We start from the raw sequence: 17,670 nt of genomic DNA on the forward strand, positions 1-17,670 counted from the left end.
GCTTAGCGCTGCTAGCTAGACTGTCGGGCCGCGCTGCCGCGATGTCAATGACGCGAAAGGACAGAGCGCGTATCGCCGAGGACAGCGGACCGAGGAGATTCCCTGGGGTGCCGTACGAGACAAGTCAGGCGACAATGCGGCCTTGGCCGACGACGAACCGTCATGCGAACGACACCCCGATCCAGAACGACACCCCGATCCAGTCGGGCGTTTGCGCTGCGCGAGAAACTCCATCCGCCGCTGAAGATCTTCGCCGTTGTCCGCACACTTGCCGGACTCGGCGTCGAGGCGAAGCCGCTGCTGCTGGGCTCCGGGCTCTCGCCGAGCGATGTTGCCAGTGCGCACTGCCGGACATCGGTGTTCCAGTTCCTGACGGTGTGCGCGAACGCGGCCAAGCTGTCACCCGATCCTCAGTGGGCCGTACGCGTCGGGTCGCAGATGCATCTCATCGATTACGGCATGTACGGTTTCGTCCTGGCGTGCGCGGGCTCCCTGCGGGCCGCATGCGAATTGGCGATGCGCTACCACATTCTCGCCACGCCCGTTGTGCCCATCGAACTGTTCGAAGACCAGACCACGGCTTGCTGGACCTTTCCTCCTTTGGACGAAGCTCACCTGCCGGATGTCGACGACCGTCTGTTCCGGGCGCTGCTCGAGATGCAGATCGGCATCCATGTCGCGCTAACGCGCCATGTGATGGGCGCTTGGTGCGTACCCGCGAGGGTCACCTTCGCCCTCGAGCGGCCCCAGCATGCGAATGTGCTGGAGGAAGTCTTTGAGTGTCCGGTCGTGTTCGATCAGATTCGGACCGAACTGCACTATCCCGTCGAATGGCTGGATCGCACGCCCCAGTTCGCGAACCCGATAACCGCGACCCAGGTCTCCGCCACTTGCGCGAAGCTGCTGGAGGAGCACAAGTGGAGTCTCGGGCTGAGCCGCAGGGTCTACGCCGAACTGACACGCACGCCCGGCCGGTTTCCCAGCATGCGAGAGGTCGCCGGCACGCTGTGCATGGACGCGAGGACGCTGCGACGCCGGCTCGACGAGGAAGGCACCTCCTACATCGATCTGCTGACAAGTGTTCGCCAGGCATTGGCCGTGGACTACTTGTCGACGACTCTGCTGACAGTGGATGACATCGCCGCTGCACTGGGTTTCAGCGACGCGACGAGCTTTCGGCACGCCTTCAAGCGCTGGACAGGCCGCACCCTCACCGAGTATCGGGCCGGCGCCGGCCAAGCGGTAGCAACCCCAAGCACACGCTGAGACCGACGGGCACTTCGCGGTACTGACCTTGTCGCAACGAGAGTGTTCATGCAGCGAGAGCTACCCGTGGCACACGAGCCGGCACCAATCGATTCTTCCGTGTTTCTCCAACTGGAGTTGCGTTTCGAATGGGCTGTGAGGCGTCCGACCGGCGGCTTTGTGGCGACGAAACGGGGTCATCGGATGTCGCTGACGGGTCGAGAGCACCAGTTCGTCCACGGTGTGAGCGGACATAGAGGAGTCTTCTGCCCGTGGCCCCATCGAACGACAGGTCCAGGTGGTCGAGCGGTCATTTGAGATCAGGGCCGGTGAAGGACCGGTTGCGGCGCCGCGGCAGGACTCAGTCGTCGAATTCGGATGACCGCACCCAGCCTTTACGAGGCATTGGCAACTGGAAGGCAGGTCAATGCGGCCTGCAACCGCAATACACTCCGCGCTGCACTTCACGAGGCTCCGACCGTCCGCGCGCTCGCCGATTTCGCGAGCGGTAGGATGTCCTAATCGGCTAGCGACAGCCGCAAGGATCGCGATGCCAATGGAACCCCAAAGTCGTAGGAGCGTGTGTGTCAGGGAAGCCGACCTTTGAGGTACTTGCCCGCGCCGCCGCTCAACTCGCTGCGATCGATGATTTTGCCTTGGAATTGGAAGTCCCGATCAATGCGGACGATCAGCAGCTTTTCGAAGTCGCCTTGGCTCTTAACCAGAACTTGGTCGCTGGTCTTTTCGGGCGAGATAGTCTTGACCTCAACGCGCTTGCCGTTAATCGTGCCGTCCGAGCCAGGCGCGTGGGTCGCATGGCGGCGCAGACCAAACTTGATCTCTGCGTAGATTTCTCCCAGTTCGCCCCAGACCTGAAGGTAGCGGCCGGTATTCTCGAAATGCCGCTCGGCGCAGTCGACCAAGTTCTGGAAGATTTCCGTCTGCTCCAGGATGCTGAACGGAAACCCCTCTCTGCTCCGAACGGGCTGAACTGAGCGGGCGTCCTCTTCTGGCTCGCCCTCAAGTTGCTCTTCGGCCCACTGCCTGTCGATGTACTTCTCTTCCCAAGGGGCATAGCCGCAGGCGGCCGCGCCAGCGATGTCCTCGGCGCTGTAGCCACGGTCGTTCATCTCGTACAGAAAATCCCAATCGCTCACGGTTCTTTCTCCTCATCCTTCTCTTGCCCCAATTGTGGCTTGGTCACTGCAGCCCTGGTGCAAACCGTTTCCAGGCCTGTACCTCTACGCGCCGACACGGGACAAGATGCCAGCCAAGGTACGGGCATTGATCGACTTTCTGGTGGAAAAACGTGAGGCGACCGACCAAAAGGCAACGCCAGCTCCAACCAAGAAACAAAGTAAGCCGTCAAAGTCATGAGTCGCCGCCGAAGGACTGACGTGGGCGTGTGTCAGCTGGCCAGGTACCTTGCTTTGTGATCGACCGGTAGAGGCATCATCGCTGACGTTCAAGCCTCACACAGGAACGACAGCAGGCAGCCTTTATGTAGAGCTCTACATAAAGGCTGTTATGCACAGGTCCCAGTTATGAACAGTTGCCGAAGGCGATCGAGCTGAGTGCTTGGGTTCGCCTATGCCACTGACAGCGGCGGTCTTCGTGATCTGGACATAAGCCAGGGGCCGACACAAGACTGGTGATCTCACAACTGGAGATCACCATGGATTCGATTCGTTCGCTGCACCCGATGGCCAGGGCCTGGTTGCTCGATGGCCCGCTGTCGCCATATGTCGAGAGGTTCGAGGCGTTGATGGAACGAGGCCGGTACGCCGAGGGCACCGTGTCGACGGACCTTCGCGCGTTGGCGCACTTCGCGCATTGGATGACACGGTGTCGGCTTTCTGCCGATCAGATTGACGAGTCGCTCGTCGAGTTGTTCCTGGATTCGCACGTGCCGAGATGCGATTGCCATGCCACGGCGTTGCGTAGCCATGACGACTTGCGTGCCAGCCTCGCACACTTGTTGGCGCTACTGCGTGAGCAGCATGTCATCGTGGAGCTCCCCGGTCCCAGCGGCCCCATCGCGGAGGAATTGCACCGCTACAACGTGCATATGCGCGACGCCCGTGGTCTTGGTGTCGGCACGCGCAAAGGTCGCCTGGCGATCGTAGGCAGGCTGTTGCAATGCAAATTCGCCGGTACCGCCATCGCGATTGGAGAGTTGCAGCCAGAAGACGTTCGCGGCTTCATTGCCACTGAATTGATGCGAGTGAACAGCGTGTCGCACGCCAGCGCGCTGACTGCTGCACTGCGAGCCTACTTCCGCTATCGCGCCACCTGCGGCGATGCCTTGCATGCCTTGCTAGGCGTCATCTCCTCACCGGCGCGGTGGAGCCTGGCATCACTGCCGCGTGCGCTCACGGACGAGCAGGTTCAGGTGCTTCTGGCGAGTTGCGCCGAGGCCCGGTCGACACCGCTGCGTATGCTGGCAATGGTGCATTTGGCACTGGACCTCGGTCTGCGCGTGGGCGAGATCGCCCGACTGGAGATGAACGACTTCGACTGGCGGGCTGGAACCGTGACCTTGAAAGGCACGAAGTCACTGCGTCAGGATGTTCTGCCACTGCCAGCAGCGACCGGAGAAGCGCTAGCCGCGTACGTGATGCATGAGCGGCCGGCGACCGCGCTGCCAACCCTGTTCGTGCGGCGGATGGCACCGCACGACAGGCCCATCGGCGTAGACGCGGTGAGCCGCGCCATCAGGCGTGCCCTGCGACACGCCGGCATTGATCGCAGTTGCCACTCGTTGCGCCACACCCTAGCTTGCGGCCTGGTGAACCACGGCAGCTCAATCAAGGAGGTTGCCGACGTGCTTCGGCATAGGTCTATGAACACCTCATTGATCTATGCAAAGCTCGACAGGCACGCATTGGCCGAGGTGGCCTTGCCTTGGCCCGGGAGCGCAGCATGAATGCCCCGGAAGGCCCCAGCAGTAACCTTGCCTCCAGGGTGCAGCAATTCCTTGATGAGCGACGTCGACTGGGATTCAAGCTGCAGGCAGCATTGCGGATGCTGCCTGCATTTGAGCGTTTCGTTGCCAACGCCGATCACACCGGACCTCTGACGATAGACCTGATGGTGCAATGGGCCAGCCAGGTTCATGCCAGGCACATGGTGGACGGTCAAGCCGACCGTGGCACGGTCGCGCGCCGGCTGGTGGTGCTACGGCCATTCATGCGCTGGCTACGACAATTCGAGCCAGCTACCGAAGTCCCAGATGACTCCAGCGTCGGGGCTCTCCCGGGCCGTGTTGCCCCGCACATCTACTGCGAAGCAGAGATGGTCGCGCTGCTCGACGCTGCCCGCCAGCTCGGTCCGTCCGATGGCCTTCGTGCCGCCACCTATACGACGTTGTTCGGGTTGCTTGCCTCGACCGGGTTGCGGATCTCCGAAGCGCTCAACCTGCATGACGCTGACGTGGACCTGGACGCCGCGCTCCTGACCATACGACAGACCAAGTTCGGCAAGTCTCGCCAAGTGAGCCTGCATCCCAGCGCAATCGGACCGCTGGCGACCTACCGGGCGTTGCGCCGGCAGCATGTACGTTCGAGCCTGAACACTACGTTCTTCGTCAGTTCGCGCGGCGTGAATCGGGGTGAGCCGCTGGGCGACAGGCAGGCCCACCGAATGTTTGAGCAGTTGCGAAGGCAACTGGGCTGGGTGGATCGCGGCGGGCATGGACAGCCTCGGATCCACGACATTCGCCACAGCTTTGCCGTGAGGCGCTTGATCTTGTGGCATGAACAAGGGGCGGACCTTGATCAGCGGATGTTGGCGCTGTCCACGTACATGGGCCACGTCAAGATCTCCAACACGTACTGGTACCTGAGCGGGGTGCCGGAGCTGATGGCCTTGGTCGGTGCCCGGTTCGAACACTATGCCGACCTCGGGGCGTGCGACTATGAATAGGTCCAATCAACACAAGCCACCGAGCTTCGGTGCGTTGGTGCAATCGTTCTTTGCGGACTATCTTCCCCAGCAGCGTGGGCTGAGTACACGTACCGTGGCAGCCTATCGAGATGCGTTCTTGTTGTTCCTGGAGTTTGCCCAGACTCGACTGCACAAGGCTCCCACAGCAATGCAGTTCTCGGACCTGACGCCCGCTCTCATCATGGCCTTCCTTGACCATCTGGAGGCCGACCGGCACAACTCGGTTCGCAGTCGCAATGCGAGGTTGGCCGCGCTGCGCACGTTCCTGAAGTTCGTGGCACACAAGGATGTGGCGTCGCTGCATATCGTCGAGCAGGCCCTGGGCGTACCAATGAAACGCTTCGAGCGGCCCATGCTGGGGTTCCTGACGCGCGAAGAGATGCTGGCGGTGATCGGAACGCCCGGCGTGGGCTGGGTCAGTCAACGCGACGTCTTGCTGCTGGCCCTCATGTACAACACCGGCGCTCGGGTGTCGGAGGTGATCGGCGTGAAGGTGGCCGATGTTGTACTCGCGCCCGCCGCCTGCGTGCACCTGCACGGCAAGGGGCGCAAACAGCGCTCCGTGCCGCTGTGGCGCTCGACGGTGAGGTTGCTCCGCGCATGGCTGCGACTGAACCCCGACCTGGGCCCGGCGTCGGCCTTGCTGCCAAACCGGGAAGGTGAGGCGATGACACGATCCAACGTGACGCAGCGGCTGGCGTTGGCCGTGCAGGCAGCCACGCGCACACAGCCCAGCCTGGCCGGTCGCCGAATCTCTCCGCACACTTTGCGTCACTCGACGGCAATGCATCTGCTGCAGTCCGGCGTGGATATCAGCGTGATCGCGCTGTGGCTCGGCCACGAGAGTCCGACGACAACCCATCAGTACATCGAAGCCGACCTCGCGATGAAGGAGAAGGCGCTGTCCCGGCTGCAGGACCCCGGCATCGTCGCACGCCGCTTCCGGGCCGATGACTCGCTCTTGGACTTCCTCAAGACCTTGTGACTATGTACAGCCCGTGGACGCGACGACTCCTCTCGTTCGAGGGAGCGTCGCGGCCATGCGGGGCCGAACTGTTCATAACTGGGACCTGTGCATAACAGCCTTGAACGGTCAATGGTAGTGAAATGGCGAGTGTTCCCGCTCGGATGGAAACGCTCACCTGCTTGGAAAGCTACTTGATGGGAAGCCAACCGTCCCTTGCTGAGCAGGCTACCGCACGGTACCCAGCGATCGTTGCATCCAGGCAACCATGGGTCCATCGGATGCGAGCACTTGTTCGATGGACGTTCGGGCTTGTTGAGTTTGCTGAGTCACCGCTGCTGCCTCGATGGCGAATCGGTGGGCCTCCAGCACGTCCAGGCCGGTCAGTTCGAAACCGTGGCCCATCGACATCCAGTGCAAAGAGGCGAGCGCACATTGCATCGCGAAGTCTGGCTGGGTCTTGAGATAGTCGCGTGCGGCGCGGTTCAGGGTCTTGGGGTCGCACGGGGAGGCCCAAGCCAGGCGGGTCGCCTGGTCGAAGAGTTTCAGCGTCTTGGCGGTGGCAAACCACTTGCCGGGTTCACCGGGTGTGGATGCGATCAGGTGGTCCAAGAGCCTGTCCTTGGCCAGCTCGGGGTACTTTTTGGCGAGGCCCCGAAAGGTGGCGATATGGGTGTTGGCCTGATTGGCGAGCAGCGCGTACTGGTTGAACGCTTCGGCGCGGCGTCCGGCCTTGAGCAGTTCTTCTTCAGCGAAGCGAGCGATGGATGTTTCGCTGGTGGTGCTGCCTGCGCGTTCGCGAAGGTAGGCGATGGCTTCGTCGATCTGTCCTCGGTGTGCCAGCACCTTGGCTCCCCAGACCAGGTAGGGCCAGATCGGGTGCGGGTCCATGTTCAGCAGCTCCAGGATCTGATCGTGGCGGTCGGCCTTGAACAGGGCGCTGTAGCAGAGGGTGGTGCCAGAGAAGAAAGCGTGGGTGCCGCGCTTTCGTTCTCGCAAGACATTCTTCAGGGTTGGCAGGAGCTGGTCGGCCCAGGCACAGGCCAGTTCCCTTGTGGCGCACAGATCGCCCCAGTGATCACCGAGGGATTCGATGTAGGGGGGATCATCTTCCTGGATGGCCTCGAACAGGCGATCGAGCCATTGCTGGCGCACCTTGGTGCTGACAGGTGCTTGGCTGATCAGGGGCGCCAGCTCCTGGACCGTGGCGAAGGTGGCGTTGCCCAGGGCGCCCGACGAACTGTCGATCTGGCACAGGGCAGGGGAGAGCTTTTCCAGCAGCAGCACGGCACCTTCGGCCGCACGGGCGGGGTCGTGGCGGGCGACGGCGCGGATCTCGGTCAGGGCTTCGTTGATGCGGCCGATGGCCAACTGAGTGCCTTTCCAGCCAAACGCGCCCCGGCGAAACCGGGTACGGAAGGTCCAAGATGTGGTGTTGGCTCTGGCGGCGGTGGTCATGGGGTATGCAAATAGGTCTGGGTGACTCGTGTTCGGCGCTGTCGGGTGCCGCAGTTGAAGAGTGCCGATTTTGATATAGCGTCCCGGCGTACCGCCGTCGGGCTCTGCGGGCTGCGCCCCGCGCCCCGTACCGGGTCGCGGCCATGCGGCTCCGATCCCTGACGCCTCCGGCCGACTGTAGGCCCCCGGCCTGCGCGCTCCGCTTGCCTGTCTCGCGCCTGCAGGTGTGGTGGGGCTGGCTTGCTGATCCCTTCATCCTTGCACACCGTTCTCGCCGTCAAGGTCTGCGCGCCCATTGGGCGCTGGCGGCCGTTCGGCCGTCTTCGAACCTGTGACCGCTGCGCTGCGGCGTGCCGGTTCCGGTCTCGGGCAATCCCGCCCGATCACTGGAGTCGGTCATGGACGACAAATCACACGTTTCGCTGGAGCAGCAGCTTTGTCTGGTGTGCGGCACTGCTTTTGATACCGGCAACATCTTGCTCGACCGGCGCCTGCGCGCGAGCATGAAGCACCACACGACGACGGGCTGGGGGCTGTGTCCCGAGCACCAGCGCCTGTTTTCGGAGGGCTTCGTGGCCTTGGTCGAATGCGATCCGCAGCGCAGCGGAAGGCCGTCGGGTTCGGGCCTGGTGAAGCCTGATCAGGCGTACCGGACCGGGCGGCTGGCGCATCTGAAGCGGGATGCCTTCGCCCGGGTGTTCAACGTCCCGGTCGCGGCTGAGCAGCCCTGTGTCTTCGTCGAGCCCGGCGTGATCGAACAACTGCAGGCGATGGTGCCAGCGACAGATTGACGCTGCGTTGAGGCCTTGTGGCGCCGCCCCGTACATCGCGGGAGCGGCGCTTTTCTGTTGCTGTGCTGCGCTGTTGGGGTTGACCCTCAACCCAATGGGCCGACCCCTTTCTCTCCGGCAGTGCTGCGCGATTCGCACCCCCTGCGCGCCGGTTTCACCGGCTTGCCTGGCCTTTGCGGGCGCTCCCCCCGTCAAGGGCCGCTGCGGCGCCCGTGTCCTCGGCTGCGCCTGCGGGCCGCGCCGGCGCCTTCGCTTCCTCCCTTGACGGCGCACCCGCGCCGGCCCCAGCTGCTGCCCATGGCCGCGAAGGGCTTCGCGGCCCCTGCGGAGCCCAACACCCAAGGAGAGCGCCCATGCACAGCAACGACTGACTTTTCAACTTTTTCTCAATGTCTTCCATTGTTTGAACAAGGTCCCGTGTGGGACAGGAGATTTCACATGAACACCGTTACCCAATCCGAAACCCTGGCCTTGAGCGCCGTGGCTGCTGCGGCAGCCGTCAGCTCTGCGGCCATGACCGGTGACTCCGTCACCGTGCCGGAAGTGGCTCCCTACGAGCTGCACCTGATGCCCTTGTCGCGGCTGCGGCCTTCCAGCCGCAACGTGCGCCAGAGCGGCGGCACGGCCATTCCCGAACTCGCTGCGTCCATCGCCCGCGTGGGTTTGCTGCAGAACCTGACCGTCATCACCTCGCCTGACGAACAGTGGTTCGAGGTGGTGGCCGGGCGTCGGCGGCTGGCCGCCTTGAAGCTGCTGGTCAAGCGCCACAAACTGGCGAAGGACCACCTGGTGCCTTGTCTGCTGGTGCCCGATACCTCGGCCCGCACCGTGAGCCTGAGCGAGAACGTGCAACGGGAGCCCATGACCCCGGTGGATGAACTGTTCGCCTGGAAGGCGCTGGTGGCCGAAGGCCGGTCGCTGGAAGACATTGCCGCCGACTTCGGCGTCACGCCGCTGGTGGTCAAGCGGCGGCTGCGGCTGGCGAATGTCTCGCCCCGCTTGCTGGCGGACTACCAGCAAGGCGCGGTGTCACTGGAGCAGTTGATGGCCCTGGCGATCACCGACGACCATGGTGCGCAGGAGGCCGCGTTATCCCGATAACGACATAAAGCGCTTTATGTGGAGCAGAAGATTATGCCGAGCATGGTCTCCAAGACGTTGATCCACGGGGGCAACCTCTGGAGTCGCTCGGCATAACCATGATCCTTTCTTCCCAACCAGAAGAAGGATCAACATGATCGCCAGTCCGAACCCGACGTTTCATACGTCATCCAGGCATAGCAAGGCAGCCCAGGCCGACGCCTTGCTTGCCGAGTACCTCGACACCCAGCGCGGCTTTCCTTCCTTTGCGACCCGTGCCAGCGCGGCCCGTCATTTCCTGTACTGGCTGCGGTCGCGGCGCATTTCCATTGCTCAGGTAGGGGCCACTGTCGTCGAGCGCTTTGCACGCCATCAATGCCGATGCCAGGGCTTTCACGGACAGGGCTACAGCCCGCAAGAGGCGCAGCGGCCGGGCTACATCACCAATGTCCGGCGGTTCGTTGCCTACCTCGAAGATCGCGGCGCCATACCTGTTCCCGAAGATCATGCGCCAGTTGCAGCTCAACTTCCGGCCTACGGCAACCATCTCATCCTGCGGGGATACAGCAGAGGGACCCGGAGCATGCTTTCTTCCGCTGCCGAGCACTTCGTCCACTGGCTTCGTTTGTCTCGCATTCAAGCGCAGGATGTGGATGGTCGTGATGTCGAACGCTTTGCGCAACACGATTGCAGGTGCTTTCTTTGTCGCAAGCATGGGACCGTGACCGCTTGGGGTGTGGCTGAACGGCGGCGCGGAGCGTCCGCATTGCTTCAATTCCTGCGTGACGGTGGCCTGGTGCCTCCGCTTAGTGTCACAGCGGAGGACCCGCGCCTGACCGATTTCCGGGCGTGGCTTGTCCATCGATGCGGAGTCACCAAGCAGACGGTCGTGCGTTATCTTGCCGAGGCCACGCGCTGGCTACCGTCGCTGGATGCTGACCCGGGTACGTATGACGCCATCACGATTCGCAATGTCGTGCTGGACCAGCCCGCGAACCGATCCCACAAGTCCGTGCAACTGACCGCGATCGTGCTGCGGTCCTATCTCAGGTATCTCGCGGCCAACGATGCGTGCCGTCCCGAACTCATACACGCCGTCCCCTTCGCTCGAGGTCCTCGCAACGCCGGTTTGCCACGGTTTCTGAGCCCGGCAACGATCGAGCAGATCATTGCATCATGTGACGCCAGTACACCAGCAGGACTGCGTGATCGAGCGATCATCCTGCTGCTGGCCCGGCTCGGGATGCGGGCCGGCGACATCTGCCAGCTTGGGCTGTCAGACATTGACTGGACGACTGCGCGGTTGCGCGTAGCTGGCAAGAGCCGAAGGGCGATGCAGTTGCCATTGCCGCAAGATGCCGGGGATGCGTTGTTGGCCTATATCGAGCAAGCTCGCCCGAGCGTACGGGAAGACCACGTCTTTCTGCGCCTTCAGGCACCGCAGGGACCTTTGAAGTCGTCGGCCATCGCTTGCCTCGTCGCAAAGGCCCGCGCTCGCGCCGGTATTGAGGGTGGACCAACAGGATCGCATGTGTTCCGCCATTCGCTGGCGACCTCGATGGTTAGGGCCGGTGCCAGCCTGGAAGCCGTTGGTGCCATCCTTCGTCACCAATCGCCTGAGACGACGGCCATCTATGCCAAGGTCGACGTGACCATGCTGGCCCGTGTCGCCCAGCCCTGGCCGGGAGGTGCACCATGCTGAGCGACGACGTCATCCGCTATGTCGCAATGCGGCGTGGTTTCGGACTCCAGTTCGACGCGCCAGAGCGCATCTTGCGGCAGTTCGCCCGCTATGCAGAGGAGCGTGGAGATCAGCACCTTCTGTCTCACCGCATCTTCGAGTGGTGCCGCAAGGCTTCCACGCCGAACCGGGCACGAACCTTCTACAACGCCATCAGACTCTTCTGTGTCTTTCTCCATGCGGAGGATGTACGCCACGAGCTGCCGCCAGCCGGAGCCTTTGGGCGGCAGTTGCCACGGCCGACGCCGCATCTACTGGACCCTCACCACGTCCGCTCCATCATGGACGCCGCGCTCAAGTTGGGACCCGAAGGGTCGATCAGGCCGCATACGTACCATCATCTCTTCGGCCTGCTGGCCGCGGCTGGCCTGCGCATATCCGAGGCTTTGGCGCTCAAGCGCGGAGATCTCACCGAGGACGGACTCATCATCCGCAATGCCAAGTTCGGCAAGAGTCGGCTCTTGCCGCTTCATCCGACCACGCGGCAGGCGCTGGACCGCTACCTCGCGGTCCGCGCGAAGCTTGGTTCCCATGGCGATGACCTGTTCGTGGTGACCACTGGCCATGCTCCGAATCAGCGCTGCGCACAACAAGTATTCACTCAGCTCCTGCGGCAACTGGGATTGCGTGCGTCGGGTTCAATACCAGGCCCGCGGCTGCACGACCTGCGGCACACCTTCGCTGTGCGCTCACTGGAGTCCTGCTCCCACGATCGGCAAGTGGTCGCCAACCACATGCTGGCGCTCAGCACCTATCTCGGGCATGTAGACGTCACGAAGACGTACTGGTATCTCGAAGCGACGCCGGTCTTGATGCGCGACATCGCCCTGGCGGGTGAGCAACTCTTCCGGGGAGAGATGGCATGACAGATCTTGCCCCGCATCTGACTGCGTTCCTGCGAGAGCATCTGCCGCGCGACCGCAACGCCAGTCCTCATACCGTCGCGACCTATGCCCACTGCTTTTCTCTGTTGATCCGGTTCGCCGCCAAGAGGCTCAGCCGCAGACCCTGCGACCTTTGCGTCGAAGACCTCAGTCCGGACCTGGTGCTCAAGTTCCTCGACGACATAGAAGCTGGCCGCGGCAATTGTGCTCGCACACGCAATGCCAGGCTTGCGGCTATTCGAGCCTTCTTCCGCTACCTTGAATACCAGGTTCCGGCTTGCCTTGACCAGGCCGCTCGCATTCGTGCGCTGCCGCAGAAGCGCACCGACACCGCCCTGATCGACTACCTGACGCGCGAGGAGATTCAGGCGCTGTTGGCCGCCCCAAGCACCCACACGACCAACGGCATGCGTGATCGAGCCATGATGCACCTGACCTACGCTGCAGGTCTGCGGGTGGCCGAACTGCTGGCGCTGCGCCTGGACAGCTTTCCTAGCAACTTACTGGCGACGGTCCGGATTGTTGGCAAGGGTCGCCGGGAGCGTGTCCTGCCGCTGTGGCGCGAGACGCAGATGGCGCTGCGGGCTTGGCTCGCTGTTCGCCCCAAAGTACTGGCACCGGAGTTGTTCCTCAACCGCAACGGTGAACCCATGACCCGCGACGGCTTCGCCCATCGACTCGCCCAGCACGTTTCAGTTGCCGCTCAGAAACAAACCTCGTTGCTGCACAAGCGCATCACGCCTCACGTTCTGCGGCATAGCTGCGCCATGCACACGCTCGCGGCCACCGGCGACATCCGCAAGGTCGCGTTGTGGCTCGGACACGCCAACATCACGACAACCGAAACCTACCTGCGCGCCGATCCGGCGGAGAAGCTTGCAGTACTGGCTGCTCACATGCCCCCGTCAGTCAAACCAGGGAAGTTCCGGCCACCATCCGACACCCTCATCGCCATGCTTTCCGAGGTCCGCAACGCGACATAGGCAGAGGTATTACGGCACCACGGTTATGCCGAGCAGATCCAGAGGTTGCCCCCGTGGATCAACGTCTTGGAGACCATGCTCGGCATAATCTTCTGCTCCACATAAGCCGCGTTCTACGAGGTGCCACAGTGGCAGCGTCACCCGGAATCCCTGCGGGACCACCTGACCCGCGACGAGTTGGACGCCAGCCGCGACGCGCTGGCGCGCTTCGTGGGCTTGGAGGCCTACGAGGCTGCGGGCGGTGGCATCCGGCGCGACCTGTTCGCGGACGAGCAGAAAGGCGTGTTCCTCACCGATGCCGGTTTGCTGGAAAAGCTGGCACGCGACCGGCTGGCCGATGCGGCCGAATCGGTGCGGGCCGAGGGTTGGGGTTGGGTGGAAGTCACGCCGCGCGTGTCGTCGGCGGAATTGCACACCTTCCAGCGGGCACGGCGCTCGCGCCGGGAACCCACCAAAGCCGAGGCCAAACGCATCGAGAAGCTGGAAGCGGAGCAGGCGCGGCTCCAGGACAAGCTCGACGACGAGGACGACGATCTGAGCGATGACGGTGCGCAAGCCCTGCACGAGGAACTGGACCGGCTGGGCGATCAACTGGACGCCATTGAACAGACCCTGGTGGTCTACGACCCCGACATCGTCGCCATGGCCGGGGCGGTGGTCTCGGTGGACCCCATGGGGGCTGTGGTGGTGCATCGTGGGCTGCTGCGAGAGGAACAGGTCAAGGCGCTGCGGGCGCAGGAGCGGCCAACGCCGGACGCTCACGCAGGAGGCGAGGGGCAGCCAGCAGAAACTCCAACCAGCCGAGGCGGGCTTTCCGAGAAGCTGGTGCGGCGCCTGAGCGCGCACCGCACAGCAGCCCTGCAAGCCGAATTGGCTCGCCATCCCCGTATCGCCCTGGTGGCTCTGGTGCACCAGTTGGCACAGCGGGTGATCCTGAGTGGCTACGGTGCAGGGCCGGTCAACATCAGCGCCACACCGCAAGACCGCCTGGAACAGCATGCTCCAGACGTTGCGGAGGCACCGGCTGCGCAGGGTCTGCGAGCTGTGCGAGAGGCTTGGGATTCGCGATTGCCGGAGGACCCGAAAGCCCTGTTTGCCGAACTGCTGGCGTTGGAGCATGAACAACTGCTGTCGCTGCTGGCTTTGTGTGTGGGCCTGACGGTTTCTGCCATCGCTCAGCGCGAAAACGAGGCCCCTGCCGCGCTGTTGGCGCAGGCGGTGGGGCTGGACATGCACAACTGGTGGACGCCCACGGCGGTAGGTTACTTCGACCATGTGTCCAAGGCGAGGGCGCTGGAGGCCGTCCAGGTCTTCGCACCGGGTGAGGTGCAAAGGCTGGCGAAGCTCAAGAAGGCGCAGATCGCCAGCGAAGCCGAGCGGCTGGCCGCTGGTTCGGGTTGGTTGCCACCAATGCTGACCGAGTCAGTGCAGGCCAGCAAAGCGCTGAACGAGCATGAGCCGGAAGATCATGAGGCCGCTTGAAACAGCGACAAGCGTCTGAACCGCACCATTTCATCCCGGCTTCGGCCGGGATTTTTTGTGCGTCTCCGGCACAGCCGGACCGCGCTCTGGTGCTGCGCATCGAGCCACTAGGCCACAGGTGTCCAGGCGTCTCGACCCTGTCGGGCGCCGATCGCTGACGCCTCCGGCCGTCCCGGCCTGCGCGCTGCGCTTGCCATCCTCACGCCTGCTTGTGTGGTGGGGCTGGCTTGCTGATCCCTTCATCCTTGCACACCGTTCTCGCTGTCAAGGTCTGCGCGCCCTGTGGGCGCTGGCGGCCGTTCGGCCGTCTTCGAACCTGTGACCGCTGCGCTGCGGCGTGCCGGTTCCGGTCTCGGGCAATCCCGCCCGATCACTGGAGTTGGTCATGCAGCACGATCTGTTTTCTTCCCTCGATTCCTTCCTGTCGGTGCCCGCTGGTTCGGGCGGTTTGCTCATTCGCGACGTGGCCGGTCAGTACCGTCCGGCTGAGGCCGACGAGGTGCTGCTGGCGGCGCAGCGGCTGCTGGCTGCCCAGGTGCGTGGCAGCGACCTGATGGACTCACCCGCTGTGGTCAAGGACTTCTTGCGCTCGCGTCTGGGCCATCTGCCGCATGAGGTCTTTGCCGTGGTGCATCTGGATGCGCAGAACCGCGTGCTGGACTACGTCGAGATGTTCCGGGGCACGGTGAGCCAAACGTCGGTGTACCCGCGCGAGGTGGTGCGCGATGCGCTCCTGAGGAATAGCTGTGCTCTGGTCCTGGTGCACAACCATCCCAGCGGTGCTGCCCGTCCTTCGCGGGCCGACGAAGTCCTGACGCAGACGCTCAAGCAGGCGGCGGCGCTGGTCGATGTGCGGGTGCTCGACCACTTCATCGTGGCGGGCGACTCCGTGAATTCGATGGCCGAATTGGGAATGGTCTAAACCCTGGGGCCTTCGGCCCCAATTTTTTTTGTTGATCAGCGCGCTGTGCGCGGGCACAGGGGAGGCGGAGCATGGCCGGTGTTCACCGGCAGCACAGGTCGCAGCAGCCCTGTCCCGTGCCCGGGGATCGCGGTCTGGTTTCCTTCCCGCTGCGCGGGAACGAGCCCGCTGGACGAACTGACGTTCGGTCCGCTCCCGCCGCTGCGCTGTGATCCCGTCCCGCCCGCCAGATCGTCCCCCCGGTCACCCGCCGTACCCGAAGCCGGGCCGCTGGAGATACCCGAGACAGCGAACCCCTGAAGTGATCGCATCGGCTCGAACGCCGCGCCAGTCGCTGCGCTTGGTGTCACGCCGTCCGCAGGGTCGCCGCTGCTCAAGTCACCTGGGCGCCTGCGCTTTGCTGGTCGCCCGAAGAGGTTTGGGCAGCACGTGCGACATTGTGCCCACCGCAATCCCCCCACGGCGCCCCCATCCACAGGTGAGGGGGACTTGTGGGGGGATCTTTCAGCGGTGGGCCAGGTGACTGGCTCACTGTTTCGTGCTGCAAGGTTTCCCCATCTCCCACCCCTTCCCGAGGGAAGGGGCCTTGCCCACCCCCCGCCCGCCCGTGGGCGGGAGCGAGGGAGTCCGAGCGAGAGGATCAGCTTTGAGGAACCCGGGTCGGGGTCCGGCTGATTCGCTTATGCAAGGAGTTCCACCATGGCCAACGTTCAAGTCATCCAGCGTCACGCGCACCTGGCATCCGCCGTCAAGCTCGAATTCGTCAACGGGCGCGAAGGCAAGGTCGCCAAGGCGGTGCTGACCGCCATCAGCAACAGCCGCCGGGGCAGCGGCGACGAGCGGTCCGAAGAAGCCACCGCGATCCAGTGGACGCTGTGGGCCAAGCAGGCCGAACACGCGGCCGAGTACCTGGGCAAAGGCTCGCACGTGAACATCGTCGGCCGGGTGCGCAACAACCACTACCAGGACAGCGACGGGGCCGAGGTCTACGGGCTGGCGTTCACCGTGGACGAGATCGACTACCTCGACAGCAAGGCCGAAGGCGAGGCCCGCCGCGCGCGTGAAGGTGCAGGCGATCCACCCGCAGCCGCTCCTAGCGCACCCACCCCCAGCCGCAAGGCCCGCAACGAGCGCCAACCGGCGCACGCCTGACGCAGCACACCGGGCGGTGTCCAGCCGCCCGGCTTTCCCATCCCAACCCATTTCAAGTCTGATTTCTGGAGCATCACCATGAACACCGTCCAAGCTTCCCGCCCCCTGGCCACCCGCTTTGGCCAGAACACCTTCGTCATCCGAAGCGAGACACCGCTGGCCGAAGACCAGATGCGCCGGGCCGCGCCGTCCATATTTGCTGAGGGCAAACACGGCAGCCGTTCCGAGCGCTACACCTACATCCCCACCATCGACGTGCTGAGAGGTCTGCGGCATGAAGGGTTCGAGCCCTTCATGGTGGCCCAGAGCAAGAGCCGCATCGAAGGCAAGACCGAGTTCACCAAGCACATGATCCGCATGCGCCACGCCGGTCAGGTGAACACCCGGCCCGAGGCCAACGAGATCATCCTGATCAACAGCCACGACGGCGCCAGCAGCTACCAGATGCTCGCAGGCGTGTTCCGCTTTGTCTGCTGCAACGGTCTGGTGGTGGGCGATGTGACCAACGACATCCGCATCCCGCACAAGGGCAACATCCAGGACGAAGTGATCGAAGGCGCGTTCCGGGTGCTGGAGGACTTCGAGGTGGTGGACGCGTCCACCGACGGCATGAAGGCCCTGAGCCTGCAGCCCGAAGAACAGCGGGCCTTTTCCACCGCCGCCCTGGCGCTGCGCTACGGCGAACGGGGGGAGGGTGAACCACCGGCACCAGTGACCGCCGAACAACTGATCGAAGCCCGCCGGCCGGAGGACTTCGGCAACAGCCTGTGGACCACCTTCCAGCGGGTGCAGGAGAACGCCCTGCGCGGTGGCCAGCCCGGGCGCGGCGCCAAGGGTCGGCGCCTGCACACCCGCCCGGTGGCCAGCATCGACCGCAGCGTGAGTCTGAACCGCGCGCTGTGGGTGCTGGCCGAAGAGATGCGCAAGCTCAAAGCCTGATCAGGTCCAACACCACACCGCCCTAGAGCTGGGGGGTGTGGTTCATCGGAAAATCCGAAACGCGCTCGCCGGCTGTCGCCGGCT

Annotated in this window: 14 protein-coding genes and 1 pseudogene; 13 read left to right on the forward strand and 2 right to left on the reverse strand. The window is 63.8% G+C overall.

What is annotated here, in order from left to right:
* The first annotated feature begins 162 nt into the window (after positions 1-162).
* Positions 163-1,266: an AraC family transcriptional regulator gene (locus tag IPG65_RS12575; RefSeq protein ID WP_293189872.1), complete on the forward strand. Its 1,104-nt coding sequence runs from the start codon at positions 163-165 to the stop codon at positions 1,264-1,266.
* 566 nt (positions 1,267-1,832) lie between these two features.
* Here IPG65_RS12575 and IPG65_RS12580 read toward each other — a convergent pair.
* Entirely contained in the window at positions 1,833-2,402 is a 570-nt protein-coding gene (locus IPG65_RS12580) for a hypothetical protein (protein WP_293189874.1), read from the reverse strand.
* Between the two features lie 518 nt (positions 2,403-2,920).
* Here IPG65_RS12580 and IPG65_RS12585 point away from each other — a divergent pair.
* The 3 genes from IPG65_RS12585 to IPG65_RS12595 are packed head-to-tail and all read left to right on the forward strand — an operon-like array spanning position 2,921 to position 6,175.
* Positions 2,921-4,171 carry a site-specific integrase gene (locus IPG65_RS12585; protein WP_293189876.1) on the forward strand — a complete coding sequence of 417 codons (1,251 nt, stop codon included), beginning with the start codon at positions 2,921-2,923 and terminating at the stop codon, positions 4,169-4,171.
* Entirely contained in the window at positions 4,168-5,169 is a 1,002-nt protein-coding gene (locus tag IPG65_RS12590; protein WP_293189877.1) for a tyrosine-type recombinase/integrase, read from the forward strand. Before IPG65_RS12585 ends, IPG65_RS12590 begins: the two co-directional genes overlap by 4 nt.
* Complete coding sequence (locus IPG65_RS12595; RefSeq protein WP_293189878.1) at positions 5,162-6,175, forward strand: tyrosine-type recombinase/integrase; 1,014 nt, start codon at positions 5,162-5,164, stop codon at positions 6,173-6,175. Before IPG65_RS12590 ends, IPG65_RS12595 begins: the two co-directional genes overlap by 8 nt.
* Positions 6,176-6,382: 207 nt before the next feature.
* On the opposite strand, the gene IPG65_RS12600 is transcribed toward IPG65_RS12595, so the two are convergent.
* Positions 6,383-7,612, reverse strand: coding sequence for a hypothetical protein (locus IPG65_RS12600; protein ID WP_293189880.1), 1,230 nt, complete (start codon positions 7,610-7,612; stop codon positions 6,383-6,385).
* 398 nt (positions 7,613-8,010) lie between these two features.
* On the opposite strand from IPG65_RS12600, the gene IPG65_RS12605 reads away from it, so the two are divergent.
* From IPG65_RS12605 to IPG65_RS12645, 9 genes and pseudogenes are all read left to right on the forward strand, one after another.
* Complete coding sequence (locus IPG65_RS12605; protein ID WP_293189882.1) at positions 8,011-8,403, forward strand: ATPase; 393 nt, start codon at positions 8,011-8,013, stop codon at positions 8,401-8,403.
* A gap of 438 nt (positions 8,404-8,841) precedes the next feature.
* Positions 8,842-9,492: pseudogene (locus IPG65_RS12610) on the forward strand (ParB/RepB/Spo0J family partition protein); the annotation flags it as partial.
* 145 nt (positions 9,493-9,637) lie between these two features.
* On the forward strand, positions 9,638-11,185 hold the full coding sequence (locus IPG65_RS12615; protein ID WP_293187605.1) for a site-specific integrase: 1,548 nt from the start codon (positions 9,638-9,640) through the stop codon (positions 11,183-11,185).
* On the forward strand, positions 11,179-12,090 hold the full coding sequence (locus IPG65_RS12620) for a tyrosine-type recombinase/integrase (protein WP_293189884.1): 912 nt from the start codon (positions 11,179-11,181) through the stop codon (positions 12,088-12,090). The genes IPG65_RS12615 and IPG65_RS12620 overlap by 7 nt, the downstream gene beginning before the upstream one ends.
* Positions 12,087-13,091 (forward strand): tyrosine-type recombinase/integrase, encoded by a 1,005-nt coding sequence (locus tag IPG65_RS12625; RefSeq protein ID WP_293187607.1) that lies wholly within the window; start codon positions 12,087-12,089, stop codon positions 13,089-13,091. The genes IPG65_RS12620 and IPG65_RS12625 overlap by 4 nt, the downstream gene beginning before the upstream one ends.
* 177 nt (positions 13,092-13,268) lie before the next feature.
* The gene (locus IPG65_RS12630) at positions 13,269-14,573 is read left to right on the forward strand and encodes a hypothetical protein (protein ID WP_293189886.1); all 1,305 of its coding nucleotides are present in this window, start codon (positions 13,269-13,271) and stop codon (positions 14,571-14,573) included.
* Positions 14,574-14,958: 385 nt separating this feature from the next.
* Positions 14,959-15,495, forward strand: a complete 537-nt coding sequence (locus tag IPG65_RS12635; protein ID WP_293189888.1) for a JAB domain-containing protein — start codon at positions 14,959-14,961, stop codon at positions 15,493-15,495.
* A gap of 699 nt (positions 15,496-16,194) precedes the next feature.
* Positions 16,195-16,647, forward strand: a complete 453-nt coding sequence (locus IPG65_RS12640) for a single-stranded DNA-binding protein (RefSeq protein ID WP_251710923.1) — start codon at positions 16,195-16,197, stop codon at positions 16,645-16,647.
* A 78-nt stretch (positions 16,648-16,725) separates the two neighbouring features.
* On the forward strand, positions 16,726-17,586 hold the full coding sequence (locus tag IPG65_RS12645; RefSeq protein ID WP_293189894.1) for a DUF932 domain-containing protein: 861 nt from the start codon (positions 16,726-16,728) through the stop codon (positions 17,584-17,586).
* The last annotated feature ends 84 nt before the right edge of the window (positions 17,587-17,670 follow it).

It is taken from the genome of Ottowia sp. (assembly GCF_016703145.1).
Taxonomy (GTDB): Bacteria; Pseudomonadota; Gammaproteobacteria; order Burkholderiales; family Burkholderiaceae_C; genus Ottowia.

Excerpts from the sequence above, each read along its gene's own strand:
- IPG65_RS12635 (WP_293189888.1), top strand. The coding sequence starts at position 14,959 with ATGCAGCACGATCTGTTTTCTTCCCTCGATTCCTTCCTGTCGGTGCCC.
- IPG65_RS12640 (WP_251710923.1), top strand. The coding sequence starts at position 16,195 with ATGGCCAACGTTCAAGTCATCCAGCGTCACGCGCACCTGGCATCCGCC.
- IPG65_RS12575 (WP_293189872.1), top strand. The coding sequence starts at position 163 with ATGCGAACGACACCCCGATCCAGAACGACACCCCGATCCAGTCGGGCG.
- IPG65_RS12625 (WP_293187607.1), top strand. The coding sequence starts at position 12,087 with ATGACAGATCTTGCCCCGCATCTGACTGCGTTCCTGCGAGAGCATCTG.
- IPG65_RS12615 (WP_293187605.1), top strand. The coding sequence starts at position 9,638 with ATGATCGCCAGTCCGAACCCGACGTTTCATACGTCATCCAGGCATAGC.
- IPG65_RS12590 (WP_293189877.1), top strand. The coding sequence starts at position 4,168 with ATGAATGCCCCGGAAGGCCCCAGCAGTAACCTTGCCTCCAGGGTGCAG.
- IPG65_RS12595 (WP_293189878.1), top strand. The coding sequence starts at position 5,162 with ATGAATAGGTCCAATCAACACAAGCCACCGAGCTTCGGTGCGTTGGTG.
- IPG65_RS12605 (WP_293189882.1), top strand. The coding sequence starts at position 8,011 with ATGGACGACAAATCACACGTTTCGCTGGAGCAGCAGCTTTGTCTGGTG.
- IPG65_RS12645 (WP_293189894.1), top strand. The coding sequence starts at position 16,726 with ATGAACACCGTCCAAGCTTCCCGCCCCCTGGCCACCCGCTTTGGCCAG.
- IPG65_RS12585 (WP_293189876.1), top strand. The coding sequence starts at position 2,921 with ATGGATTCGATTCGTTCGCTGCACCCGATGGCCAGGGCCTGGTTGCTC.
- IPG65_RS12620 (WP_293189884.1), top strand. The coding sequence starts at position 11,179 with ATGCTGAGCGACGACGTCATCCGCTATGTCGCAATGCGGCGTGGTTTC.
- IPG65_RS12600 (WP_293189880.1), bottom strand. The coding sequence starts at position 7,612 with ATGACCACCGCCGCCAGAGCCAACACCACATCTTGGACCTTCCGTACC.